This is a genomic window from Micromonospora sp. NPDC093244 (assembly GCF_040683695.1).
Taxonomy (GTDB): domain Bacteria; phylum Actinomycetota; class Actinomycetes; order Mycobacteriales; family Micromonosporaceae; genus Micromonospora.
This window is the reverse complement of record NZ_JBFBEO010000002.1, coordinates 1,584,761-1,608,414: the sequence shown is the minus strand read 5'-3', so window position 1 is coordinate 1,608,414 and position 23,654 is coordinate 1,584,761. Positions and strand designations below refer to the sequence as shown.

Here is a 23,654-nt window from a genome sequence, read left to right as displayed (position 1 = left end):
CCGCTCCACACTATCGACGCGCGGTCAGCCTACGGCGGACGGGCGTGGCCGGTCCACGTCGGGTTCTCATACCCTCGTTCCATCCGTACCGGTACAACGAGGCAACCGACCGGCCGGACGCCCGATGGCGCGAAGCGTCAGCGACGGCGGGCGCGACCGCCCCGGGACCGCTTGCTGGCCGCCGGGCGGGCCGGGCCGACCATCCGCTCGCGCACGATCTCCACGACTGTGGTGGGCGGGTCGATGACCCCGACGCCGCAGAGGTGAACGGTGGGCTCCCCGCCGCCGACTCGTGCGACCACGTCGGCGTGCTCCTCGATCTCTGCGGCAGCCGATGACCCCTTGAGGGCCAGGAGGCGGCCGCCACGGACCGTCAGCGGCAGGCTCCAGGTCGCCAGGCGGTCCAGGGGTGCGACCGCGCGGGAGGTCACCACGTCCCCGCTGATCGGCTCCCGCCCGCTGGAACCGCTCGCCGCCTCGTCGGCGCGACCACGGAAGACCCGTACCGATCTGGCCAGTCCCAGCCGCTCGACGACCTCGATGAGGAACGACGTCCGCCGGGCGAGCGGCTCGATGAGGGTGACCGTCAGGTCGGGACGCGCGATGGCGAGGGCCAGGCCCGGCAGGCCGGCGCCGGAGCCGACGTCGAGCACGGTCGCGGCGCTCGGGATCCGCTCGGCGACCGCCGCGCAGTTGAGCAGGTGCCGGTCCCAGATCCGGGGCGCCTCGCGGGGGCCGATCAGACCGCGTACCACGCCGTCGGTGGCCAGCAGTTCGGCGTACGCGGCGGCCAGGTCGAGCCGATCACCGAAGAGGGTCAGCGCCGCGGGGGCGAGTGCGGTCGGCAGCGCGGCGTCGGCAGGCGAGGGAGCGGTGTCGGTCGTGTCGGGTCGGACAGCGGACGGCCCGGGCGGCGTGCCGCCCGGGCCGGTCACGGCGTCGGCCGTGGCGTCGTCGTGTGTCAACGCGGTCAGTCCGCCGGCCGTACGACGATGCGCCGGTTCGGCTCGACACCCTCGGACTCGCTCTCCACGCCGGACATGGCGTTGACAACGTCGTGCACGCACTTGCGCTCGAACGCGGACATCGGCTCGAGCCGCACCGCCTCGCCGTACTCCTTGACCTTCTCGACGGCGTTCTTGGCGACCGCGGCGAGTTCCTTGCGACGGTTCGCCCGGTAGCCGCCGACGTCGAGCAGCAGGCGGCTCGGGGTGCCGGTCTGCCGGAAGACGGCGAGCCGGGTCAACTCCTGGAGCGCCTCCAGGGTGGCGCCGCGCTGGCCCACCAGGTTCTGCAGGCGCGCGCCGACGACCTCGACCACCGGGCGACCGCCGGCCACCAACTCGTCGATGTCGCCGTCGTAGTCGAGGATGTCGAGAAGCCCTTCGACGTAGTCGGCCGCGATCTCGCTCTGCCGGAACAGGTCGCCCTCGCCGGTAGCCTTCTTAGCCCGGCCGCCGGCGCTGGCACCGGTGTCGTCCGACTCGGTGTCGTCGTCGGACTCGACGTCCGTGTCGTCGTCCACCGCGAGCGGTGCGGTCTCCTCCTCGTCCAAGGACTGCTCGGCGCGGGGGATGCTGGTCTCGGTCACGGTCTCATCTCCGTACTCGTTCGGCCGGACCGTCGGGTCCGACTGGTTTCCCGGGGCCGGCTGGAGGTCGCCGGTGCCCACGGGCACGTCTGTACGGGCAGTGTCGCCCGTGGCCGCGCGGTGCGCGGTCGGTTCCGTCCGGCGCCGGCCGTACGGGGGCTGCGCGGTGCGGAACGGGCCGCCGTCGGTTGCCCGACGACGGCCCGGACGAGTCAGCCCTGCCGCTTGGCGGGGCGGCTCTTCTTCGGGTTGGTGGGCTTGGCACCCGGCTTCGGGCCTGCCACCTTGGGCGCGGTCGCTTTGACCGGAGCCGGCGGGGCGGCCTTGCCGCGACCGAACAGACCGGCGGACTTGGCGGGCTGCACCGGGTTGCGGCTGGAGGCCGGGGCGGCGGCCTTCTTGGCGGTCACCGGCGGCGGGAACTTCCGCAGCACCCACTGCTGCTGGCCGAGGGTGAAGAGGTTGTTCGTGACCCAGTAGATGATCACACCGATCGGGAAGATCGCGCCGGAGATCAGCAGCGACGCGGGGATGCCGTAGAGCATCAGTCGCTGGATCATCCGCTGCTGCGGGTCCTCCGCCCAGCCGGTCTTGAGGATCATCTGACGGCTGGTCAGGTAGGTGGTGCCGATCATGATGAGGACCAGGACACCAGCAATGATCTTGACGGTGGTGCCGTTGGCGCCGAGGCTGGCCAGCTCGTCGGCCGTGGAGCCGAACTTGCCGGCGATCGGGGCCGTGAAGAGCTTCGCCTGCGAGGCGCTCTGGAACTGGTCGACAGTCCAGCCGTACAGCGTCTTGTTCTGCTTGTCCGGGTCGAGCCGGCGCAGCACGTGGAAGAGACCGAGGAAGACCGGGATCTGGAGGAACATCGGAAGGCAGCCCATCAACGGGTTGGCCTTTTCCTTCCGATAGAGCTCCATCATCTCCTTCTGGAGCGTCTCCCGGTCACCCTTGTGCTTCTCCTGGAGCTCCTTGACCTTGGGCTGGAGCGCCTGCATCGCCCGCTGCGACTTGATCTGCTTGACGAAGACGGGGAACAGGATCACCCGGACGGTGACCACCAGGAACACGATGGACAGGATCCAGGCGAAGTTGGTGCCGATCACCGCCCCGACGGGCACCCCGATGGCGTCCCACGCCGAGTGCCAGGTCAGCAGGATCCACGAAATCGCGTAGTAGATCCAGTCGAGACTCAGACTCAATTCGGGGCTCCAGTCACATCAGCACGACGACGGCCGCCCGGCTCCGGCACCGGGTCATGTCCGCCAGGGTGAAAGGGGTGGCAGCGCAGCAGTCGCCGGACCGCCAGAGCGGCTCCCCGGAGCGCGCCGTGGCGGGCGACGGCCTCCTGCGCGTACGCACTGCACGACGGGTAGAACCGACAGCGGGCCGGCAGTGCCGGACTTATCCACCGACGGTACGCGATGATGGGCGCGATCAGCACCCTGGCCGCACCTGTTGGCTTCGCGCCCGGATCGCCGCTCATCGGGACCGTCGCTCTCGGGGCGACCGCGCGACCGTGAGGGCGGCGTCCAGGTCGGCGGCCAGCCGGGGGCACGACGCCTCGGCCGCCGCGGGAAGCGCCCGTACGACGAGGGTGCTGCCGGCCGGAAGTGCGGCCAGCCGCTCCCGGGTCAACGCCCGTAGCCGGCGTCGCACCCGGTTGCGGACCACCGCGTTGCCGACGGCCTTGGACACGACGAAGCCGGCGCGGGTCGACGCGGAGGGCTGCTCCGCGCCAGCGTCCCGCGCCGGCTCCGGCGAGGTCACTGCGCTGGGGTCGGTGGTCGCCGGCACGGTCAGGTGGACCACGACGGCACCTCGTCCGGCGCGTCGGCCACCGCGAACCGCTGCGGCGAAGTCAGTGCTGCGCCGCAGTCGCTGTGCGGCGGCCAGCACGACTGCCCACGTTTCCCGGACCGGCCCGGTCGGCTCAGGCCGACAGGGTGGTGCGACCCTTGGCGCGGCGGCTCGAGAGGATGGCACGGCCGGCACGGGTGCGCATGCGCAGCCGGAAGCCGTGGGTCTTCGCGCGCCGGCGGTTGTTCGGCTGGTAGGTGCGCTTGCTCACGTCAGGCTCTCCGTTTTCGTACGCGCCCCGCGCGACGGGATCGCCGGGGTCGTGGGGTGGTCCAGGCCACCTCGACGGTGGCCACCGATCGGTGCTGCCCGGCGGAGCGGGACCTCGGCGATGCGGGGATGCGACCGCGGACAGCAAGCACCCATCACCCTAGCAGAGGGCGAGAGAGCAGCCGCTCCAGCCTACGCAGGGCGGCAATGACCGTCAAACACCTCAGCGCGGGCGGGACGACGGGACTCGCCCGGGGCCGAAGGGGCGGTTTTCGCTGATGCCGACAAGGCCGCCTCCGCGCCGCCGGTTGATGGCGCAGGGACAACGCTGTTACCGTGCCCGATTGCGGTGAGCGTCTTCAAGCTTCGGTCGCAGGCAAGACCGGACAAGGTAGTGAATCGTTCGGCACGGTGAACCCGCTTCAGCGCCCATTCAGGCAGGGGGCAGGTCCCACAGGCGTCCGACGGACGGCCGCCATCGGTCTGCGCACAGGTTGTGGATAACCTGTGGACGACCACCGGTCGACCGTCCGGGTGGGTGATGTTCCACCCGCGAACGCGGCGGGCCCGGGATGGCCGGCCGCAGACAGCGGCGGCCGGGAGCAGAGGCGAGGGGGTGGCACGACGGTGGCCGGTACGACCGACCTTGCCGCGGTGTGGTTGGCGGCGACCGACGAGCTCGCCGACGAGATCATCTCAGCCCAGCAGCGTGCGTACCTCCGGCTGACCCGGCTACGGGCGATCGTCGAGGACACCGCGCTGCTCTCCGTCCCGGACGCGTTCACGCGGGACGTGATCGAGTCGCGACTGCGTCCGGCCATCACCGAGGCGCTCACCCGGCGGCTCGGCCGACCGATCCAGGTGGCGGTCACCGTGCGGGTGGCCGAGGACGCCTCCGGCCGGCCGGCCGGCACCGTCTACCGCAGCACCCCCGAACCGGGTGACGTCGACGGCCCGCCCGCCGACCCGCTCGACGAGCATTCGGGTCGACCGGTGGACGCGGTCATCCCCGACCAGCAGCGCGCCGCGTACGCCCCGGACTCGGGCCCGCCGCCGGCGCCCGCCGGTCCGCCTCCCGCGCCGACGACCGAGGGACACCGGTCGGGGCTGATCCCGGCCAGCCGGGACGGTCAGGAGGCGCTGTTCAGCGCGTCGTTCGTGGAGCCGATGCGGTCGCCACGGGCCGGGCCGGAGCGGCGCGGCTACGACGAGCAGGCCGCCCGACTGGACCCGCCCGGCCCGGACACCCGGCCGTACGAGCCCCGCTACCGCGAGGAGGCGGCGTCGCCACGGGATCAGCACGTGATCCGCGCGCTGCCCCGGGACAGCGGTACGGACAGCGGCCCGGGGCGCAGCGGCGTCGACCATCGGGCGGGTGGGCGGGACGACCGCCGGCTGCCGGGTGCCGACACCGGCGGCAACCGCCTGAACCCGAAGTACATGTTCGAGACGTTCGTCATCGGCTCGTCCAACCGGTTCGCGCACGCGGCGAGCGTCGCGGTGGCGGAGTCACCGGCGAAGGCGTACAACCCGCTGTTCATCTACGGCAGCTCGGGGCTGGGCAAGACGCACCTGCTGCACGCGATCGGGCACTACGCCACGACGCTCGGCAACGCCCGGTCGGTGCGGTACGTCTCGACCGAGGAGTTCACCAACGACTTCATCAACTCGCTCCGGGACGACAAGACGAGCGCGTTCCAGCGGCGCTACCGGGACGTCGACATCCTCCTGATCGACGACATCCAGTTCCTGGAGAACCGCGAGCGTACGCAGGAGGAGTTCTTCCACACCTTCAACACGCTGCACAACGCCAACAAGCAGATCGTGATCACCTCCGACCGGTCGCCGAAGCAACTGGCGACGCTGGAGGACCGGCTGCGGACGCGCTTCGAGTGGGGTCTGCTCGCCGACATCCAGCCGCCGGACCTGGAGACGCGGATCGCGATCCTGCAGAAGAAAGCGGCGCAGGAAAGGCTCTACGCCCCGCCGGACGTGCTGGAGTTCATCGCGTCGCGGGTGTCGAACTCGATCCGGGAGCTGGAGGGCGCGCTGATCCGGGTGACCGCGTTCGCCAGTCTGACCCGGTCGACTGTCGAGCTGTCGCTGGCCGAGGAGGTCCTACGGGACTTCATCCCGGACGGCGCCGGCCCGGAGATCACGGCGGACCAGATCATGGTCTCCACGGCTGATTACTTCGGGGTGAGCCTGGAGGACCTGCGGGGCCAGTCCCGTTCCCGTGTGCTTGTCAACGCCCGCCAGGTGGCCATGTATCTGTGTCGGGAGCTGACCGAGCTGTCCCTGCCACGGATCGGGCAGGCGTTCGGCGGCCGGGACCACACCACCGTCATGCACGCGGACCGCAAGATCCGGCAGCAGATGGCGGAGCGGCGCTCGCTGTACAACCAGATCGCCGAGCTGACCAACCGGATCAAACAGAACACCTGAGGGGTACGCCCGCCGCGACCGCGGCGCCATCGTCCCGGGACACGCCCGGCCGGATCTCCGGCCGGGCGTTCTTTTTCGCCGTTCCGGTGGTCGTCCGCTTGACCCTCGACATGGTGCAGACCACAGCATCGGAGCCGTGTCCGCTTCGATTGCTACTCGTTGTCCACAGCTCGTTGTCCACCGTCGGTGGATAACTACGGTCCGCTCGTTGCCGGTTACCCACAGGCTGTGGAGAAACCCTGTGCACGACGCTGTGGACGTCTGGGGACAACCGTCGCGTTGTCCACCGATGATCATGGCCCTGTGTACGAGCTGTTGAAGGTTCTGGGGATGACGGTCATGGTGATCTTCTCGGCGATCCACAGGCTTGGGGAGAAAGTCGGTGGATTACCGGTGGACAACCGGTGGACAACGGTGGACAACCGGCCGTCCACCCCGGGCTGTGGACACACAAGCCGGTTGTACCCCCGGTTCTCCACAGCTAAATCACCTGTAGATAACCTGTCTGAGCTGCGCGAACGCGGGTTCTCCACAGTTTGCACAGGTGCGATGAAGACGATGGGTTATCTCTTCTAAGAGAACAAAAACCAATCATCACCGTTGGGCTTTCTGTGGATCGTGCCGAACGCTGCTGGAAGCAGACGTCAGCATCGACACGATCCACGGGGTCGGGCGCACAGCCGATGCCCCCGCGCCCTAAGGTGCGATGGGTACCCGCACGGTCGGGCGGGACGGTAGGCAGCGGTCGGCATGAGAGAGTTGTCGCTGACGTCGACGCGGAGGCATTGATGAAGTTCCGAGTGGAGCGAGACGCGCTCGCCGAGGCCGTGGCGTGGACCGCGAAGAGCCTGCCGAACCGGCCATCCGTACCGGTGCTCGCCGGGGTGATGCTGCGCGTCACCGATGGCAACCTGCGGGTCTCCGGGTTCGACTACGAGGTTTCCAGCCAGGTCACCGTCGAGGTGCAGGGTGACGCCGACGGCGCCGCGCTGGTCTCCGGTCGCCTGCTCGCCGAGATCACCAAGGCGCTGCCGGCCAAGCCGGTGGACATCGCCGCGGTCGGCGCGCACCTGGAGCTGGTCTGCGGCAGCGCCCGGTTCACCCTGCCCACCATGCCTGTGGAGGACTACCCGGCACTGCCCGAGATGCCGCAGAGCGCCGGCACTGTCGACGCCGCCGCGTTCGCCACGGCCGTGGCCCAGGTGGCAGTCGCCGCCGGCCGCGACGAGACGCTGCCGATGATGACCGGGGTCCGCGTCGAGCTGTCCGGCGACACGCTGTCGATGCTCGCGACCGACCGCTACCGGCTGGCGCTGCGCGAGATCCAGTGGCGGCCGGACGACCCCGAGGTGAGCATCAACGCCCTGGTGCCGGCCCGCACCCTGAACGACACCGCCAAGGCGCTCGGCCCGCTGGGCGGCGAGGTCACCCTCGCGCTCGCGCAGGGCGCCGCGGGCGAGGGCATGGTCGGCCTGGCCGGCGGCACCCGGCGTACCACCAGCCGGCTGCTGGACGGCGCCAACTACCCGCCGGTGCGCTCACTCTTCCCGGCCACCCACAACGCCGAGGCCCGGGTGCCGGTCAGCACCCTGATCGAGGTGGTCAAGCGGGTCGCGCTTGTCGCCGAGCGGGCCACCCCGGTGCTGCTGAGCTTCAGCGCCGACGGTCTGGTCGTCGAGGCAGGTGGCTCCGAGGAGGCGCGGGCCAGCGAGGCGATGGAGGCGACCTTCACCGGGGATCCGCTGACCATCGGCTTCAACCCGCAGTACCTCATCGACGGCCTGGCCAACCTCGGCTCGCAGACCGCCATGCTCTCGTTCGTCGACGCTTTCAAGCCCGCGGTGATCTCACCTGCCGGCGAGGATGGCGAGGTCATTCCGGGGTACCGGTACCTCATCATGCCGATCCGCGTGTCCCGCTGATCGCGTCCAGCAACACCCAGATCCACGGAGGTAGACACACATGCAGCTCGGCCTGGTAGGACTCGGCCGGATGGGCGGCAACATGCGCGAGCGGTTGCGGGCGGCCGGTCACGAGGTGGTCGGTTTCGACCACAACGCGCAGCTGAGCGACGCGGCGAGCCTCGCGGAACTGGCGGACAAGCTCGACTCCCCGCGTGCGGTGTGGGTCATGGTGCCGGCCGGCGTCACCGACGCCACCATCGACGAACTCGCCGCGGAGCTCGGCGAGGGCGACATCATCATCGACGGCGGCAACTCGCGGTTCAGCGACGACGCACCCCGCGCCGAGCGGCTCAACGAGCGCGGCATCGGCTACGTCGACGTCGGTGTCTCCGGCGGTGTCTGGGGCCGGCAGAACGGCTACGGCCTGATGGTCGGCGGCGCCCAGGAGCACGTCGACAGGCTCATGCCGATCTTCGACGCACTCAAGCCGGAGGGCGAGTTCGGTTTCGTGCACGCCGGGCCGGTCGGTGCCGGGCACTACTCGAAGATGGTGCACAACGGCATCGAGTACGGCCTGATGCACGCCTACGCCGAGGGCTACGAGCTGCTCACCGCCTCCGAGCTGGTGACGAACGTGCCGGGCGTCTTCAAGTCCTGGCGCGAGGGCACGGTCGTGCGTTCCTGGCTGCTCGACCTGCTGGACCGGGCTCTCGACGAGGACCCGGAGCTGGCCGAGCTGAGCGGCTACACCGAGGACACCGGCGAGGGCCGGTGGACGGTCGACGAGGCGGTCCGGTTGGCCGTACCGCTGAACGTCATCACCGCCTCGCTGTTCGCGCGGTTCGCCTCCCGGCAGGACGACTCACCCGCCATGAAGGCCGTCGCCGCGCTGCGTCAGCAGTTCGGTGGCCACGCCGTCCACAAGCGCTGAGCGGTATCCACACCCTGTGTACGTCCACCGGCTGGAACTTGTCGACTTCCGCTCGTACGAGCGGGTCGCCGTCGACCTCCAGCCGGGGGCGAACGTCCTGATCGGCGCCAACGGTGTCGGCAAGACGAACCTCGTCGAGGCGCTGGGTTACGTGGCGACCCTGGACTCGCACCGGGTCGCCACGGACGCGCCACTGGTCCGGATGGGCGCCGCCTCGGCGGTGATCCGCTGCGCGGTGGTGCACGACGGCCGGGAGCTGCTGGTCGAGCTGGAGATCGTGCCGGGCCGGGCCAACCGCGCCCGGCTGGGCCGTTCCCCGGCGCGACGGGCCAGGGACGTACTCGGCGCGCTGCGGCTGGTGCTCTTCGCCCCGGAGGACCTGGAGCTGGTCCGGGGGGACCCGGCCGAGCGTCGCCGCTACCTCGACGACCTGCTGGTCAACCGTCAGCCCCGGTACGCGGGCGTGCGGGCCGACTACGAGCGGGTGGTCAAGCAGCGCAACGCCCTGCTGCGTACTGCGTACCTGGCCCGCAAGACGGGCGGGTCGCGCGGCGGTGACCTCGGCACCCTCGCCGTCTGGGACACCCACCTGGCCCAGCATGGCGCCGAGTTGCTCGCCGGCCGGTTGGAGTTGGTCGCCGCGCTCACCCCGCACGTCTCCAAGGCGTACGACGCGGTGGCCGCCGGGCGGGGCGCGGCAAGCATCGCCTACCGTCCCTCGATCGAGCTGGCCGAGCCGACCACCGACCGGGCCACGTTGGCCGAGGCGCTGACGGCGGCCCTGACCGCGTCCCGTTCGGCCGAGATCGAGCGGGGCACCACCCTTGTCGGTCCGCACCGCGACGAGTTGGCGCTCACCCTCGGTCCGCTGCCCGCCAAGGGGTACGCCAGCCACGGCGAGTCCTGGTCGTTCGCGTTAGCGCTGCGGCTGGCCGGTTACGACCTGCTGCGCGCCGACGGGATCGAGCCGGTGCTGGTGCTCGACGACGTCTTCGCCGAACTGGACACAGGCCGTCGGGAGCGGCTGGCGGAGCTGGTCGGCGGGGCGAGTCAACTGCTTGTGACGTGTGCGGTCGACGACGACGTGCCGGCGGCCCTGCGCGGCACCCGCTACCAGGTCGGCGAGGGGACGGTCAGCCGTGTCGAGTGAACCACGCGCCAACCGGGGCGACGCCGGGCGGCCCGGCGACACCACCGGGGCGGGTACGCCGGGGACGGCGGGTGCCGACGGCGGTGCGCAGCCGGATGCCGTGGCAGGTCCGGAGCTGGCCAGGGCGGTGCTCGACGCGGCGTTGTCCCGCCGGCAGGCGGCGGCGCGCGCACGGCGTACCCCCGGCGGTGGCTCCGGTGGCGACGGCGCCGGCGGCTCGGGACGGCGGCTGCGCGGCTATTCCGGCCCGGGCCCCGACCCGCGCGACCCGCAGCCGCTCGGCGCGGTGCTGAACCGGCTGGTGAAGGCGCGCGGCTGGCAGCAGCCCGCGGCCGAGGCCACGGTGTTCGGGGCGTGGGAGCGGGTGGTGGGCGCGGAGGTGGCCCAGCACAGCCGGCCGGTGAAGCTGGAGAACGGCGAGCTGACCGTGGAGGCCCGCTCGACCGCGTGGGCGACGCAGCTGCGGCTGCTGGCCGGTTCGCTGCTCAAGCAGATCGCCAGCGAGGTCGGCCACAACGTGGTGCGCAAGCTGCACATCCACGGCCCGGCCGCGCCGTCGTGGCAGAAGGGGCCGCGTCGGGTGCGGGGCCGTGGGCCGCGCGACACCTACGGCTGAGCGGGCGGGTCAGTTCTGCCGGGCGGCGCGCCGGCGTTCGCGCTGTTCCCTGGTGTAGCGCTTGCGCTCGGCCAGGTCGCGTTTCCAGGCCTCGCGTGCCTCGGCCGAGCCGCCCTGGATCGCGCCCTGCACGCCTTCGGCAGGCCCGGCGAGGTACCGGTACGCCCACCGCAGGAACCGGCCGCCCTCGCCCGGGGAACTCTTGGCCGCGCCGTCCTCGCTCATCTGGGCCTCCACCCTTTGGTTGGTGCACCAACTGTTGGTGTACCAAATGATCGGTACGATAGTCATCGTGCTTCAGGAGGGCAACAGATGAGCGAACCACCGGTCGGCGCCGACCCGCTGGCACTGGAACAGCAGGTCTGCTTCGCCCTGTCGGTGGCCGCGCGCAGCGTCGTGGCCGTCTACCGGCCGCTGTTGGAGCCGATGGGGCTGACCCATCCGCAGTACCTGGTCATGCTGGCGCTGTGGCAGCACGCGCCGCTGTCCGGCCGCGACCTCAGCCGCCTCCTGCAACTCGACCCGGGCACCCTGTCACCGCTGCTCAAGCGCCTCGAAGTGGCCGGCTACCTGCGGCGTGAGCGCGACGCCGCGGACGAACGCAGCCTCGCGGTCACCCTCACCCCCAGCGGGGCGGCACTGCGTGCCCAGGCGGAACGCATCCCGGCCGCCATCGTCCAACGGCTCGGGCTGCCGATCGAGGACCTGCAACAGCTGCACGCCGTTCTCACCCAGGTGATCGCCGCGGCCAACCGCCCCGGCGACGACCACCCCACCCCGCGGGCCGGTCAGGCGTCCGCGTAGACCGCGAAGCCGCGCTCGGCGCAGCGCCGGTAGAAGGCGGCCAGAACGCCCAACTCGGCACAGGTGAAGTTCCACTGCGGCGGATCGCCGCTCTCGTCGCGCAGGGCGTCCAGTCGGCTCTCCAGCCACCGCAACTGCTGTTCGGCCAACCGGCCGTCACCGAGCAACGCCCGCAGTACGACGCTCACCGACTCGAAGGTGACGGCGTCGCCGTACTCGCGGTGGCTGGCCACGAAACGCTCGATCCCGCCGGCGATCCACGCGCAGCCGTCCGGGTCGATGACCGGGTCCTCGTCCTCGGCTGCGGCATCTGTGGCGTACAACACACCTTCGAGCCCGAGCAGGAGATCAACCAGCTCGGTGTAGGCGGTCGCCCGGACGGTGCCGGTCTTCGCGATCAGCTCGGCCAGCGCCGCCGTCGGCGCGGAGATTCGGGGTACGTCGACGATCTCGCCGAAGTCGACGAACTCGGCCGGCGCGACCGGATCGTAGAAGCGGCCGGTCCGCGGCCAGTGCACCGCGACGTTGTCCAGCCCCATCTGTCACCTCTTAGAGAGCACGTGTCGGGTCGATCGGGTCGATCGTCCCGGTTCCGACCGGTAAAGATCAAGGGCGGTTCCGGGGCGCCGCAAACGTACGGCACGGGCGGGTCGGCCGCGACCCCCGACCCGCCCGGGCGCGGGTCAACCCGTCCGGGGGCGGCGCGTGCGATCGGAGCGTGGCGTGTGGGGGGAGTCGTGGGCAGCGGGGTTCTGCCGGCTATGGACATCTCAGCCGCCTCTTTGAGGGTGCCGAGTGGTGGTTCTGTCCTTCGCGCACAGTAGGATTGACGGTGAGACGAAGACCCGGTGCGGAGCGTGCGACGGGGCCGGTGGCCCCAGGATCAATTCTCCACGTCGGGTCGAGCCGATCGCGATCCGCGGGCAACCGCGGCGACCGGCGCGTTCGACCCGCTGTCCGGAGGTCTCCGGCACCGGTCCGCGCGCCGACGTCGCGTCCTGTCCGCCGAACCCGCGCCCGACGCGCCCTATCCGGCGCGGACGACGCGAGAAAGTGGCCGAGGGTGGCAGCGCAGGACAAGCAGGAGTACGGCGCGGAGTCGATCACCGTTCTGGAAGGGCTGGAGGCGGTCCGCAAGCGGCCCGGTATGTACATCGGGTCCACCGGCGAGCGTGGTCTGCACCACCTCGTCTGGGAGGTCGTCGACAACGCGGTGGACGAGGCGCTGGCCGGATACTGCGACACCATCGACGTGGTGCTGCTCGCCGACGGCGGCGTCCGGGTCACCGACAACGGCCGTGGTTTCCCCGTCGACCTGCACCCGAAGCTCAAGAAGCCGGGTGTCGAGGTCGCGTTGACGGTGCTGCACGCGGGCGGCAAGTTCGACGGCAAGGCGTACGCGGTCTCCGGCGGTCTGCACGGTGTCGGCGTCTCCGTCGTCAACGCGCTCTCCACCCGGATGGCCGTGGAGATCCACAAGTCGGGCTTCGTGTGGCGGCAGCAGTACGCCAACTCCAAGCCCAGCCCGCTGGAGAAGGGTGAGACCACCGACCGCAGCGGCTCGGCGGTGTCCTTCTGGCCCGACCCCGACGTCTTCGAGACCGTCGACTTCGACTTTCAGACCATCTACCGCCGTCTCCAGGAGATGGCCTTCCTCAACCGCGCGCTGCGCATCCACCTGCTCGACGAGCGGGTGGCCGAGGAGGAGGACGGCCGGCAGCGCGAGGTCACCTTCTACTACGAGGGTGGCATCGCCGACTTCGTCCGACACCTGAACGCCTCGAAGAACCCGATCCACAAGACGGTGGTCGAGTTCGGGGCCGAGGAGGAGGGCATGTCGGTCGAGATCGCCATGCAGTGGAACGAGTCGTACGGCGAGTCGGTCTACACCTTCGCCAACACGATCAACACCCACGAGGGCGGCACGCACGAGGAGGGCTTCCGGTCCGCGCTGACAAGCGTGGTCAACCGGTACGGCACCGACAAGAAGCTGCTCAAGGGCGACGAGAAGCTCTCCGGCGAGGACATCCGGGAAGGGCTCGCGGCGATCATCTCGGTCAAGCTGGCCAACCCGCAGTTCGAGGGCCAGACCAAGACCAAGCTCGGCAACACCCCGGTGAAGAGCTTCGTGCAGCGGGTCTGCAACGAGTGGCTGGTCGACTGGTTCGACCGTAACCCGGCCGAAGCCAAGATGATCATCACGAAGGCGTCCCAGGCGGCCCGTGCCCGGATCGCCGCACAGCAGGCGCGCAAGCTGGCCCGGCGCAAGTCGCTGCTGGAGTCCGGCTCGATGCCCGGCAAGCTGGCCGACTGCCAGTCGACCGACCCGCGCGAGTCCGAGGTCTTCATCGTCGAGGGTGACTCGGCCGGCGGCTCGGCGAAGCAGGGTCGCGACCCGCGCGTCCAGGCGATCCTGCCCATCCGCGGCAAGATCCTCAACGTGGAGAAGGCCCGGATCGACCGGGTTCTCAAGAACAACGAGGTGCAGGCGCTGATCACCGCGCTCGGCACCGGCATCCACGACGACTTCGACATCGAGAAGCTGCGGTACCACAAGATCGTGTTGATGGCCGACGCCGACGTCGACGGCCAGCACATCCAGACGCTGCTGCTCACCCTGCTGTTCCGCTTCATGCGTCCGCTGGTCGAGCTGGGGCACGTCTACCTGGCCGCCCCGCCGCTCTACAAGATCAAGTGGAACAAGAAGGGCGACGACGCCCAGTACGCGTACTCGGACCGGGAACGCGACGGGCTGGTGGCGCTGCGCCAGCAGAAGAAGCCGAACGCCAAGCCGGACGACATCCAGCGGTTCAAGGGTCTCGGTGAGATGAACTATCCCGAGCTGTGGGAAACCACGATGAACCCGGCCACCCGTACCCTGCGTCAGGTCACGCTCGACGACGCTGCAACCGCAGACGAGTTGTTCAGCGTCCTGATGGGTGAGGACGTCGAAGCCCGCCGGTCGTTCATCCAGCGCAACGCCAAGGACGTGCGGTTCCTGGACATCTGACGGACGTCAGCGGGTCAGCCCGGGTTCCCCGGCTGGCCCGCCGGTCCACAGAGTTATCCACAGCTTGGCGGCTATCCACAGCCGTTATCCACAGCACGAAAACGACTCTGAGTCTGATAAGGGTATACAGTGACCGATTCCCCCGAGTCCACACCGAACGAGCCCGAGGTACCCGCCGAGGCCATCGCCGCGGTGGTCGCGCACGACCGGATCGAACCGGTCGGGCTCGAGGTGGAGATGCAGCGCTCCTACCTCGACTACGCGATGAGCGTCATCGTCGGTCGCGCGCTGCCGGACGTCCGGGACGGGCTCAAGCCGGTCCACCGCAAGATCCTCTACGCCATGTTCGACTCCGGCTACCGGCCGGACCGCGGCTACGTGAAGTGCTCGCGGGTCGTCGGCGACGTGATGGGTCAGTTCCACCCGCACGGCGACTCGCCGATCTACGACGCGCTGGTCCGGATGGCGCAGCCCTGGTCGCTGCGCTACCCGCTGGTCGACGGCAACGGCAACTTCGGCTCGCCGGGTAACGACCCGGCTGCCGCCATGCGCTACACCGAGTGCAAGCTCGACCCGCTGGCCATGGAGATGATGCGGGATATCGACGAGGACACCGTCGATATGCAGGACAACTACGACGGCCGGGCCAAGGAGCCCACGATCCTGCCGTCGCGGATTCCCAACCTGCTGGTCAACGGCTCCGAGGGCATCGCGGTCGGCATGGCCACCAAGATCCCGCCGCACAACCTGCGGGAGATCGGCGCGGCCGTGCAGTGGTGCCTGGAGCACCCGGAGGAGGACGAGGCGACCACCCTCGAAGCCCTGCTCGGCATCGTCAAGGGCCCGGACTTCCCGACCCACGGCCTGATCGTCGGCACTACCGCGATCCAGGACGCGTACCGCACGGGTCGTGGCTCGATCCGGATGCGCGCAGTGGTGGAGGTCGAGGAGGACAAGCGGGGCCGGCCCTGCCTGGTCGTCAGCGAACTGCCCTACCAGGTCAACCCGGACAACCTCGCCGAGCGGATCGCCGAGCTGATCAAGGAGGGCAAGCTCGCCGGGATCGCCGACATCCGTGACGAGTCCTCCGGGCGTACCGGCATGCGGATCGTGCTTGTGCTCAAGCGCGACGCGGTCGCCAAGGTGGTGCTGAACAACCTCTACAAGCACACGCAGCTCCAGGAGACCTTCGGCGCCAACATGCTGGCGCTGGTCGACGGTGTGCCGCGCACGCTCAACCTAGCCCAGTTCATCCGCTACTACGTCGAGCACCAGATCGACGTGATCCGCCGGCGGACGGCGTTCCGGCTGCGCAAGGCCGAGGAGCGGGCGCACATCCTGCGCGGTCTCGCCAAGGCGCTGGACGCGCTGGACGAGGTGATCGCCCTGATCCGGCGGTCGCCGACAGTGGACGACGCCCGGCAGGGCCTGATCCGGCTGCTGGAGATCGACGAGATCCAGGCGACCGCGATCCTGGACATGCAGCTGCGCCGCCTGGCCGCCCTGGAGCGGCAGCGGATCGTCGACGACCTGGCCAAGCTGGAAATCGAGATCGCCGACCTCAAGGACATCCTCGCCAAGCCGGAGCGGCAGCGCCGGATCGTCTCCGAGGAGCTGGGCGAGATCGTCGCCAAGTGGGGCGACGAGCGGCGTACGCAGATCATCCCGTTCGACGGCGAGGTCTCGATGGAGGACCTCATCGCCCGCGAGGACGTGGTCGTCACGATCACCCGGACCGGGTACGCCAAGCGGACCAAGGTCGATCTGTACCGGTCGCAGCGGCGCGGCGGCAAGGGCGTCAGTGGCGCCACGCTGCGGCAGGACGACATCGTGAGCCACTTCTTCGTATGCTCGACCCACGACTGGATCCTGTTCTTCACCAACAAGGGTCGTGTGTACCGGGCCAAGGCGTACGAGCTGCCGGAGGCCAGTAGGGTAGCCAAGGGCCAACACGTGGCCAATCTGCTCGCCTTCCTACCCGACGAGCAGATCGCGCAGATCATCGAAATCCCGAACTACCAGGTAGCCCCCTATCTGGTACTGGCCACGAAGAACGGCCTGGTGAAGAAGACGCGGCTCGAGGAGTTCGACTCCAACCGTTCCGGCGGCATCATCGCGATCAACCTGCGCGATGAGGACGAGCTGGTCGGTGCTGCGCTGGTGGCACCGGAGAACGACCTGCTGCTGGTCTCCAAGAAGGCGCAGGCGATCCGGTTCAACGCCTCCGACGAGGCGTTGCGGCCGATGGGCCGGGCCACCTCGGGTGTGATCGGTATGCGGTTCACGGACGACGACGTCCTGCTCGCCATGGAGGTCGTCCGGGAGGGCCTGGACGTTCTGGTGGCGACGAACGGGGGATACGCGAAACGTACCCCGATCGAGGAATACCCGGTGCAGGGCCGGGGAGGTAAGGGCGTGTTGACTGCGAAGATCACCGAACGGCGCGGTGGTCTGGTCGGCGCGGTGGTGATCGACCCGGACGACGAGCTGTTCGCGATCACCAGCAACGGTGGTGTCATCCGGACTCCGGTGAAGCCTGTACGCCGTACGCGTGACCGGAACACAATGGGGGTCAAGCTGATGGACCTCCCGGACGGCGTGACTATCGTGGCGATTGCTCGCAATGCCGACGAGCCTGACGAACAGGACTAGTTGAATGACGGAGACACAGGCGAAGTCGGGGAACACGGGGACCTCGGCCAACCCGGTCGACGAGGAGGCCGCCAAGGGCGGCACACCAGCGACCGGCCGCGCGGCCGTGGGCCGGGCAACGGTCCCCGCCGACGCGCCTGCCCCGAAATTCACCCGGGCTCCCGGCATGACACCTCCGCCGGAGCCCGGCGAGGACGGCGGGTCGGGCGACAAGGGTGAGACGTCCGCCGAGGCCCCGACGTCCGCCTCCGCGCCCCCGGCAGCGGCTGCGCCGCCGGCCCGACCGACAACGACACAGCCGATCACCACCCGGCCGGGTCAGGCGACATCCGCAGGGACCACAGGCACGCAGCCGCGGATCACGCCCGGCATGACCCAGCCCGACTCGGGTCGTGCAGGCGCCGCCGGCCGGCCGGCCAGCGGCGGTGGGCTGCCTCCGGGCATCGGTAACCCGTCGGCCGTCGGGGCGGCCAGGGTCGGCGACGCGGTACGCGCCGCGCGTACCTCGGTCAGCTCCGCCGCGTCCCGCGGACCGCGCCGGGCCCGGCTGAACCTCAAGCGGATCGACCCCTGGTCCGTGATGAAGTTCGCGTTCGCCGTATCGGTGGTCCTGTTCATCGTCGTGGTGGTAGCCACGTCGGTGCTCTATCTGGCGCTTGACGCGATGGGCGTGTTCCAGAGCGTCAACGACAGCCTGAGCGACCTGGTCAACGCCGGCGGTGGGCAGAGCACCAGCGGCTTCCAGATCACCGCCAAGGGCGTCATCCTCAGCTCGGCCCTCATCGGCCTGGTCAACGTGGTGCTGTTCACCGCTCTGGCCACGCTGGGAGCGTTCGTCTACAACGTCTGCGCCGACCTGGTCGGCGGGATCGAGCTGACCCTCGCCGAGCGGGACTGAGTGACCGGGACGCCGGGGCACCGCGGAAAGCGGTCGCTCCGGCGTCCCGTACTCGGGTAGGTTTTGCAGGCGGCGACGAGCCCGGCTCGCAGGCGTGGACCCCGATTTGGGGCCAGCCGAGCGGATGGGTTAATCTTGCTCGTCGCAACGCGGGGCTATAGCTCAGTCGGTTAGAGCGCAGAGCTGATAACTCTGAGGTCGATGGTTCGATTCCATCTAGCCCCACCGCATGTCGTCCGACGGTAGTCGAGCGCGAGGGGTCGCCCCATGTTCAAGAAGCTGCTGATTCTGGCCGGCGTCGTCGGCGTGGCCGCCGTCGTCTACAACAAGGTCAAGGCCTCGAACGACGAGCGCGCCCTGTGGCACGAGGCGACCACCGCGCCCGACCTGCGCTGAGGTTCAGCGCGACCGGTTGGCGGCACCGCGCAGCCGCCCCACGGGGCCCTAGCTCAACTGGCAGAGCACTGCCTTTGCAAGGCAGGGGTTAGGGGTTCGAGTCCCCTGGGCTCCACCACGCACAGCCTGTGAGCTGCACCGGAGCTGCGTTCGAGATCATCGGGCACAGATTCGGCACAGATCAGGAATGATCTTCCCTCGGTTGGCATCTACCGGTGGTGTGCCGCAGCCCGCAGGACATCACCGATGACCTTGCCCTGGAAGGGCATGAGGCCCAGCGAACCACGTGCGTCCTCGTAGGCGACTCCACGACCGACATCCAAGCCGCACAAGCAGCGGGCGTCGGCAGCATCGGTTACGCGAACAAGGCAGGGAAGATCGAGGCTCTTGCCGAAGTTGGGGCAGACGCGGTTATCCGTCAGATGACCGAACTTGCGACCGCGCTTCGTGACGCGCCTCGCGGCTGGTGACTCAGGGACAGCGCGAACAGGGAGCCGGCCGGACTGCCGGCGTGTGATCCGACAGCTGATGTGCGACGCAACTCCGCCAGGTGATGTGCGACCGAACCAGCAAGCCAGGGGCGACAGGATGGCCGCCGAGGTGACGCCCTGTCATGCCGATGACAATGCACTCGAGCCGGTCGACGACAGCGCTTCGGGGCAGTCACATCAGGGCTGAGATCAGTAGGGTCGCGGCATGAGCAGCCCACGCGAAACTTTCCTTCGACTGGTGAACGGCGTCTGCGACGGTCCGTACGAGGACTTGGCCGACCTGTATGCCGAACAGACCCACGTCACGCATCCGTTCCACCCACTCGACCCGCCGCCGCTGCGCAGCCGCGGTGAACTGCACGAGCACTTCACCGCGCCGCCTCCGGTCGCCCGGACGCTGAACCGGAAGCCGGTCGATATCACGATTCATGAAACTGCCGACCCGGAGGTGATTGTCGCCGAGTTCGCCTATCAGGGGCGGGTCGACGAGACAGGCGAGGCGTTCAGAGTGCCATGCGTCTTTGTGATGCGCATCCGCGACGGGCTCGTCATCGAGTCGCGGGACTACATCGACCACATCGCTAGCGCGCGGGCTTGGGGTCAACTCGACAGCCTGCTGACCGCACTTCGTCCGCAGGAAAGCACTACCCATGAAGGTGCAGCGCGGCCCTGATGCGCGTCCGACGTCCTGCGCACTGATCTGCCGCGAGTGTCGCGCATCAGTCGACGAAGGAAAGCCGGACTGCCGGCGATGTCGGGTCTCAGGACCTCCGTGACAGATCAGTCTCGGGACGTGGGTGACACGTCCGGCTAGCAGAGTAGCTGTTCAGGGCTCAGGTGGCCGCTCGTGACGCCCTAGGATCGGCGGGTGCTGGCTGACGAGGAAAGCCTTCCGCAGTTCCCCTATCACCCGGATCCGGTGGGGACGGGTTCGATCGTGGCCGCTGAAGTGGTGTGCGTGTGTTGCAGGCGGCGGCGGCCGTTCGCGTATGTGGGCCCGGTCTATGCGGTGGAAAAGTTGGCCAGGGCGTTGTGCCCGTGGTGCATCGCGGACGGCCAGGCGGCGGCGATGTTCGACGCGCAGTTCACCGACGCGAGCTGGCGGGTTCCGGATGATGTGCCTGCAGACGTGACGGAGGTGGTTCTCCGCCGAACGCCCGGCTTTGTGGGGTGGCAGCAGGAGCAGTGGTTGCACCATTGCCGAGACGCGGCGGAGTTCCATGGCTCGGTGGGAGCGGACGAGTTGGCTGACTTTCCGGACGCGCTGGAACACCTGCGGCTGGAGTTGGCCGGGGTTGGCTGGTCGGCCGATGAGAAGGACTGGTATCTGCAAGCGCTGAGCAAGGACGGCCCGGTCACCGCATATCTCTTTCGCTGCCGGCACTGCGGCAGTCACCTCGCGTACTCCGACTCGACCTGACCGCCCGCTTTGCGCCGGCCTTCCTGGCCGCCGAGGCAAGCACCCGGCCGTCGGCGTGCAGCGAACGTGCAACTTGTGGCGGTGATCACCGGCGAAGAGCGGTGAACGACGGGCAACAGCGATCGGGGCAGCAGGGATGCCAAAAGCAAGATCCCCACCTGCGAATCCGCTGGTGGGGATCTCTGTAGCCCGGCGAAAGGCTATGTGGCCAGGGGCGGGGGGAACCGCCGACCTTCCGATTTTCGGTCGCAGAGGCTCGATGGGCTTACCAGGCTGGGGCGCGCCGCCGGGTGGCGGCGCGCCCCAGGAGGTTAGGCAAGCCGTTGGGCGCGGGTGGCGGTGACCGTCGCGGTGCCGCTGTTGGACAGGCCGGAGATCAGGTACGCCCGGTAGGTTCCGTTGGGCAGCACTGTCCACAGGTCCGGCGTGCTGTCGGCGTTGATGTCGGCGGCCTGCAGCGTGCTGATCGCGACGCCGGTGTTCCAGTTCGCCGCCACCTGGTACTGGGTGTGGGTCAGCGTGCCGGTGCCGTCACCGTTGTCGACCATGGTGACCCCGGTCCACAGGTAGAGGTCACCGGTGGTGGCGTTGCGCAGGAAGAGCGCGACGCCGGAGGTGGTCTCGGTGCTGGCGATGCTCCAGTTCTGCCAGTCGCTCCCGCCGGTCGGGGTGGAGTTGTTCAGCGTGGTGGTGCCGAAGTAGAGGCCCGCCGCGCCGAAGCTGGGGTGGTAGCCGAGGCGGTAGCCGTTGGTGGCGTCACCGGAGATGCCGATCAGGTCCGGGATGCCGCTGTCGACGCCGTCGGCGGTGTATCCGTTGACCAGCGTCAGCGGCGAGTTGCCGTTGGCGTCGAGGAGGTAGTCCGGGCTGATGTTCGCCTGGTTGCCGCTGACCGGGTCGAGCATCGTGCCGTCGCCGGCGCCCTTGATGACGGCGCCACCGCCGGCGTAGGCCCCGCCCGGGTAGTAGACGAGGAAGTCCTGCTCGGTGCCGCCGAAGAAGCGGCCGGTGATGACCTGTCCGCCGTCGAACTCGGCTGCCGAATAGGTGCCGCCGAAGCCGTTGCCGCGCAGGCCGATGTTGGTGGCCGGGGTCTGCACCTGGCCTGTGCCGACGCCGGTCTTGCGGGACTTCACGCCGAGCGCGGACCAGACGCCGGAGCCGAGGCCAGTGCCGGGGCCGCCGACGGCGACCAGGTCGGCGAGGCCGTCACCGTTGAGGTCCTTATCGACCGGGCCGGCGGTGACGGTGGGCGTGGGCTTCGCCGCGGCCTGGGCCGGCAGGGCCGGGGCGAGTGCGGTCAGCGCGAGCGCCACTGGCGCGGTCCAGGCGAGCATGCGGCGGGAACTGAAGGAATTCGTCAAGGGTTCCCCCGTGTTGTGAGGAGTTTGCCGCTCGGACGGTACTGGACGACGGCAACTGCCACGACCCCGTTTCGTCGGGCTTCGGGGATCCATGCAGGAGTTGGCTGTACAGCCATCCGTACAGCCAAGCCGGCCGACGGAAGCGGGTGAACACATCGGCGGCAGTCGACAGGTCAAGCAGGCTGGCAACGGTGGGCGACACAGGCGGACACGAGTGGCGTGCATTACCGTCGCGGCGTGGCCGAGTTTCGCGCGCGTATCGGAGTGCACTACGGCTTCCTCGAGGTCGCCGACGATCAATCCTGGGGTCGGACGGACTGGGCTGACGTCTTCTTCGGCAGGCGCCCGACCGGCCTCATCGCCACCTCTCCAGGGGAGGTTTTCCTCGTCACGGGTCGCCATACCGGCACCGTCGGGTTCACGGTCAGCGTCGGTGACGGCGACCCAGGGCCTGACCTGGAGGGATTCGAAGACGTGGTGGAGGTGCCGTTCGAGGCGTCCCTGCCGGAGTTGATGCTCATTCAATGGGCCGGCGAGAAGACTCACGCCCTGCCGCGTCTTTCGGCAGGGCCCGGCTCATACCGAATGCGTTACCACTGCCGGGGAATGGACGAAGCCAGGAGCAGTAGGGATTATCACGAGGTTGTCGACGAGTACCTGTTGCAGATCTGGCCGGCCCCGACCGGGTCGCCTGCCACGCTCAAGGTGACAAGTCGAGAGGGGCATCGCCACATCTTCGAAAGCTGAGTGACGTGCTGGAGCAGGACAACCTGGCTGCTGTCTCTTTCAGCGGCGGCGGGGGCCGCTGCCCCTGAGCTTCCGTGTCTTCGCCATGCTTCTCCGGTGGATGAGAGCCGGACACCTGTCACGCTGCACGTCTACTGCCGGATTGACGTCCTGGTCACCGATCCGGAGGCCGTCACCGCGCATGCCGTCGCGGCGCTGAGGTCAGGGGACATCGACTGGTCCACTGAGGAGGAGGACGTCGACACGGCGACCACCGGGTTACGGAGTGACCTGGTCGGGTCGGTGTCGCCGCCGGTTCTGCGGTGGCGGCGACCGGTCATTCGGGAGGCGTGAGGGGGAGTGTTTCGCCGCGGGCGATGGTGCGTACCTGCTTCACCCAGCCACGCCGGCGGGCCTCGTCGACGAAGTGGGCCAGCGGAGAGCGGAACACCGGGTAGTCGTCGTAGTGGATCGGCACTGTCAGCTTCGGTCGAACAAGCTCCACCAGGTTGGCGCCCTGCTGGGCGTCCATGGTGAGCAGGATCCCGGCGACCTTCGTGCCGCCGAGGTGGATCAGCATGGCGTCGATGTCCGGGTAACGCTCGGGGATGGCGGTGAGCAGCGGCCGGTTCAGCGTGTCACCTGTGACGTAGAGCCGGAACTCGCGCTGGCCGGCGCGTTCCACGTCGATCATCGTGCCCATCACGTCGGGCAGCAGCCGGTCCACGGCACCGGGTCCGTGTTTGCCGGGCATCGAGGTCAGCCGCACCGTCGTACCGTCGCGGTGCAGCTCGCGGGACGACCAGGTCGGCAGGCCCTGCGCGGCCCGGAAGCCCCAGCGGCGCAGCTTGCGTTCCGCGGCGGGCGTGGTGATGATGGGCAGCTCGCGGTCCAGTTCCCGGCGGGCCACCCGGTCGAAATGGTCGCCGTGCAGGTGGGAGAGGACCACCGCGTCCAGTTCGGGGAGTTGGGCGATCCGCAGCGCCGGGTCCGTGCGCCGCCGCGACCACAAACCCTTACCCAGGTACGCCCGCTGGCCCCGGTGCAGGAAGTTCGGGTCGGTCAGCAGGGTGAAGCCGCCGATCCGCAGCACTGTCGTCGCGGTGCCGATGAACGTCACCTGTGGTTGCTCAACCATCGTGGTCACCTCCTCTGGCAGCGGTACCCCGGCTGCCGCCGACCA

General features: G+C 69.4%; 26 protein-coding genes and 2 tRNA genes. 18 read left to right on the top strand and 10 right to left on the bottom strand.

Annotated elements, in window-relative coordinates; translation table 11 throughout:
- Positions 1 to 137: 137 nt before the first annotated feature.
- The 6 genes from rsmG to rpmH form a co-directional block, all read right to left on the bottom strand.
- Complete coding sequence (gene rsmG / locus AB0N27_RS17775) at positions 138 to 965, bottom strand: 16S rRNA (guanine(527)-N(7))-methyltransferase RsmG (RefSeq protein ID WP_364370169.1); 828 nt, start codon at positions 963 to 965, stop codon at positions 138 to 140.
- A gap of 5 nt (positions 966 to 970) precedes the next feature.
- The gene (locus tag AB0N27_RS17770) at positions 971 to 1,591 is read right to left on the bottom strand and encodes a R3H domain-containing nucleic acid-binding protein (protein WP_139584729.1); all 621 of its coding nucleotides are present in this window, start codon (positions 1,589 to 1,591) and stop codon (positions 971 to 973) included.
- Between the two features lie 212 nt (positions 1,592 to 1,803).
- Entirely contained in the window at positions 1,804 to 2,790 is a 987-nt protein-coding gene (yidC, locus tag AB0N27_RS17765) for a membrane protein insertase YidC (RefSeq protein WP_357984843.1), read from the bottom strand.
- Between the two features lie 2 nt (positions 2,791 to 2,792).
- A complete protein-coding gene (gene yidD / locus AB0N27_RS17760; protein ID WP_139584732.1) occupies positions 2,793 to 3,038 on the bottom strand; it encodes a membrane protein insertion efficiency factor YidD in 246 nt (81 codons plus the stop codon).
- A gap of 38 nt (positions 3,039 to 3,076) precedes the next feature.
- Complete coding sequence (gene rnpA / locus AB0N27_RS17755; RefSeq protein ID WP_364370165.1) at positions 3,077 to 3,493, bottom strand: ribonuclease P protein component; 417 nt, start codon at positions 3,491 to 3,493, stop codon at positions 3,077 to 3,079.
- 34 nt (positions 3,494 to 3,527) lie between these two features.
- Positions 3,528 to 3,665: a 50S ribosomal protein L34 gene (gene rpmH / locus AB0N27_RS17750; RefSeq protein ID WP_007453904.1), complete on the bottom strand. Its 138-nt coding sequence runs from the start codon at positions 3,663 to 3,665 to the stop codon at positions 3,528 to 3,530.
- Between the two features lie 626 nt (positions 3,666 to 4,291).
- Between rpmH and dnaA the strand changes: the two genes are divergently transcribed.
- The 6 genes from dnaA (at position 4,292) to AB0N27_RS17720 (ending at position 10,710) form a co-directional block, all read left to right on the top strand.
- Entirely contained in the window at positions 4,292 to 6,109 is a 1,818-nt protein-coding gene (gene dnaA, locus AB0N27_RS17745; protein WP_364370161.1) for a chromosomal replication initiator protein DnaA, read from the top strand.
- Positions 6,110 to 6,412: 303 nt separating this feature from the next.
- Positions 6,413 to 6,685 carry a hypothetical protein gene (locus tag AB0N27_RS17740; protein WP_364370158.1) on the top strand — a complete coding sequence of 91 codons (273 nt, stop codon included), beginning with the start codon at positions 6,413 to 6,415 and terminating at the stop codon, positions 6,683 to 6,685.
- 212 nt (positions 6,686 to 6,897) lie between these two features.
- Positions 6,898 to 8,031, top strand: a complete 1,134-nt coding sequence (gene dnaN, locus AB0N27_RS17735; protein ID WP_139587409.1) for a DNA polymerase III subunit beta — start codon at positions 6,898 to 6,900, stop codon at positions 8,029 to 8,031.
- Between the two features lie 40 nt (positions 8,032 to 8,071).
- On the top strand, positions 8,072 to 8,944 hold the full coding sequence (gnd, locus tag AB0N27_RS17730; RefSeq protein ID WP_364370154.1) for a phosphogluconate dehydrogenase (NAD(+)-dependent, decarboxylating): 873 nt from the start codon (positions 8,072 to 8,074) through the stop codon (positions 8,942 to 8,944).
- 16 nt (positions 8,945 to 8,960) lie between these two features.
- Positions 8,961 to 10,094, top strand: a complete 1,134-nt coding sequence (recF, locus tag AB0N27_RS17725; protein ID WP_364370151.1) for a DNA replication/repair protein RecF — start codon at positions 8,961 to 8,963, stop codon at positions 10,092 to 10,094.
- The gene (locus AB0N27_RS17720; RefSeq protein WP_364370148.1) at positions 10,084 to 10,710 is read left to right on the top strand and encodes a DciA family protein; all 627 of its coding nucleotides are present in this window, start codon (positions 10,084 to 10,086) and stop codon (positions 10,708 to 10,710) included. The genes recF and AB0N27_RS17720 overlap by 11 nt, the downstream gene beginning before the upstream one ends.
- A gap of 9 nt (positions 10,711 to 10,719) precedes the next feature.
- Here the strand turns inward: AB0N27_RS17720 and AB0N27_RS17715 are convergent, their stop codons facing one another.
- On the bottom strand, positions 10,720 to 10,935 hold the full coding sequence (locus AB0N27_RS17715) for a hypothetical protein (RefSeq protein WP_139587413.1): 216 nt from the start codon (positions 10,933 to 10,935) through the stop codon (positions 10,720 to 10,722).
- Positions 10,936 to 11,022: 87 nt separating this feature from the next.
- On the opposite strand from AB0N27_RS17715, the gene AB0N27_RS17710 reads away from it, so the two are divergent.
- Positions 11,023 to 11,514 carry a MarR family transcriptional regulator gene (locus AB0N27_RS17710; protein ID WP_364370144.1) on the top strand — a complete coding sequence of 164 codons (492 nt, stop codon included), beginning with the start codon at positions 11,023 to 11,025 and terminating at the stop codon, positions 11,512 to 11,514.
- On the opposite strand, the gene AB0N27_RS17705 is transcribed toward AB0N27_RS17710, so the two are convergent.
- Positions 11,499 to 12,053, bottom strand: a complete 555-nt coding sequence (locus AB0N27_RS17705) for a hypothetical protein (protein WP_364370141.1) — start codon at positions 12,051 to 12,053, stop codon at positions 11,499 to 11,501. The genes AB0N27_RS17710 and AB0N27_RS17705 overlap by 16 nt on opposite strands.
- Before the next feature lie 524 nt (positions 12,054 to 12,577).
- Between AB0N27_RS17705 and gyrB the strand changes: the two genes are divergently transcribed.
- The 9 genes from gyrB (at position 12,578) to AB0N27_RS17660 (ending at position 20,381) form a co-directional block, all read left to right on the top strand.
- Positions 12,578 to 14,524 carry a DNA topoisomerase (ATP-hydrolyzing) subunit B gene (gyrB, locus tag AB0N27_RS17700; protein ID WP_364370139.1) on the top strand — a complete coding sequence of 649 codons (1,947 nt, stop codon included), beginning with the start codon at positions 12,578 to 12,580 and terminating at the stop codon, positions 14,522 to 14,524.
- Between the two features lie 129 nt (positions 14,525 to 14,653).
- Positions 14,654 to 17,176, top strand: coding sequence for a DNA gyrase subunit A (gyrA, locus tag AB0N27_RS17695; protein WP_364370136.1), 2,523 nt, complete (start codon positions 14,654 to 14,656; stop codon positions 17,174 to 17,176).
- Between the two features lie 4 nt (positions 17,177 to 17,180).
- Positions 17,181 to 18,074, top strand: coding sequence for a DUF3566 domain-containing protein (locus AB0N27_RS17690; RefSeq protein WP_364370133.1), 894 nt, complete (start codon positions 17,181 to 17,183; stop codon positions 18,072 to 18,074).
- Between the two features lie 151 nt (positions 18,075 to 18,225).
- Positions 18,226 to 18,299: transfer RNA gene (locus tag AB0N27_RS17685), tRNA-Ile, on the top strand.
- A 42-nt stretch (positions 18,300 to 18,341) separates the two neighbouring features.
- Positions 18,342 to 18,470, top strand: a complete 129-nt coding sequence (locus AB0N27_RS17680; RefSeq protein WP_225854086.1) for a DLW-39 family protein — start codon at positions 18,342 to 18,344, stop codon at positions 18,468 to 18,470.
- Positions 18,471 to 18,512: 42 nt separating this feature from the next.
- Positions 18,513 to 18,588 (top strand) — tRNA-Ala (locus AB0N27_RS17675).
- A 97-nt stretch (positions 18,589 to 18,685) separates the two neighbouring features.
- Positions 18,686 to 18,940, top strand: a complete 255-nt coding sequence (locus AB0N27_RS17670; protein WP_364370129.1) for an HAD hydrolase-like protein — start codon at positions 18,686 to 18,688, stop codon at positions 18,938 to 18,940.
- Between the two features lie 226 nt (positions 18,941 to 19,166).
- Positions 19,167 to 19,634, top strand: a complete 468-nt coding sequence (locus tag AB0N27_RS17665; protein ID WP_364370126.1) for a nuclear transport factor 2 family protein — start codon at positions 19,167 to 19,169, stop codon at positions 19,632 to 19,634.
- 195 nt (positions 19,635 to 19,829) lie between these two features.
- Entirely contained in the window at positions 19,830 to 20,381 is a 552-nt protein-coding gene (locus tag AB0N27_RS17660) for a CbrC family protein (RefSeq protein ID WP_364370123.1), read from the top strand.
- A 311-nt stretch (positions 20,382 to 20,692) separates the two neighbouring features.
- On the opposite strand, the gene AB0N27_RS17655 is transcribed toward AB0N27_RS17660, so the two are convergent.
- Complete coding sequence (locus tag AB0N27_RS17655) at positions 20,693 to 21,745, bottom strand: hypothetical protein (RefSeq protein ID WP_364370121.1); 1,053 nt, start codon at positions 21,743 to 21,745, stop codon at positions 20,693 to 20,695.
- 237 nt (positions 21,746 to 21,982) lie between these two features.
- Between AB0N27_RS17655 and AB0N27_RS17650 the strand changes: the two genes are divergently transcribed.
- Both AB0N27_RS17650 and AB0N27_RS17645 read left to right on the top strand, forming a co-directional pair.
- Positions 21,983 to 22,492: a hypothetical protein gene (locus AB0N27_RS17650; RefSeq protein WP_364370118.1), complete on the top strand. Its 510-nt coding sequence runs from the start codon at positions 21,983 to 21,985 to the stop codon at positions 22,490 to 22,492.
- 96 nt (positions 22,493 to 22,588) lie between these two features.
- Positions 22,589 to 22,825 carry a hypothetical protein gene (locus AB0N27_RS17645; protein ID WP_364370115.1) on the top strand — a complete coding sequence of 79 codons (237 nt, stop codon included), beginning with the start codon at positions 22,589 to 22,591 and terminating at the stop codon, positions 22,823 to 22,825.
- Here the strand turns inward: AB0N27_RS17645 and AB0N27_RS17640 are convergent.
- Positions 22,809 to 23,609, bottom strand: coding sequence for an MBL fold metallo-hydrolase (locus tag AB0N27_RS17640; RefSeq protein WP_364370112.1), 801 nt, complete (start codon positions 23,607 to 23,609; stop codon positions 22,809 to 22,811). The two genes, AB0N27_RS17645 and AB0N27_RS17640, sit on opposite strands and share 17 nt — an antisense overlap.
- Positions 23,610 to 23,654: the final 45 nt, after the last annotated feature.

Coding starts and splice junctions, on each gene's coding strand:
- dnaN (WP_139587409.1), top strand. CDS start 6,898: ATGAAGTTCCGAGTGGAGCGAGACGCGCTCGCCGAGGCCGTGGCGTGG.
- gnd (WP_364370154.1), top strand. CDS start 8,072: ATGCAGCTCGGCCTGGTAGGACTCGGCCGGATGGGCGGCAACATGCGC.
- AB0N27_RS17715 (WP_139587413.1), bottom strand. CDS start 10,935: ATGAGCGAGGACGGCGCGGCCAAGAGTTCCCCGGGCGAGGGCGGCCGG.
- AB0N27_RS17710 (WP_364370144.1), top strand. CDS start 11,023: ATGAGCGAACCACCGGTCGGCGCCGACCCGCTGGCACTGGAACAGCAG.
- AB0N27_RS17705 (WP_364370141.1), bottom strand. CDS start 12,053: ATGGGGCTGGACAACGTCGCGGTGCACTGGCCGCGGACCGGCCGCTTC.
- AB0N27_RS17690 (WP_364370133.1), top strand. CDS start 17,181: ATGACGGAGACACAGGCGAAGTCGGGGAACACGGGGACCTCGGCCAAC.
- AB0N27_RS17680 (WP_225854086.1), top strand. CDS start 18,342: ATGTTCAAGAAGCTGCTGATTCTGGCCGGCGTCGTCGGCGTGGCCGCC.
- AB0N27_RS17665 (WP_364370126.1), top strand. CDS start 19,167: ATGAGCAGCCCACGCGAAACTTTCCTTCGACTGGTGAACGGCGTCTGC.
- AB0N27_RS17640 (WP_364370112.1), bottom strand. CDS start 23,609: ATGGTTGAGCAACCACAGGTGACGTTCATCGGCACCGCGACGACAGTG.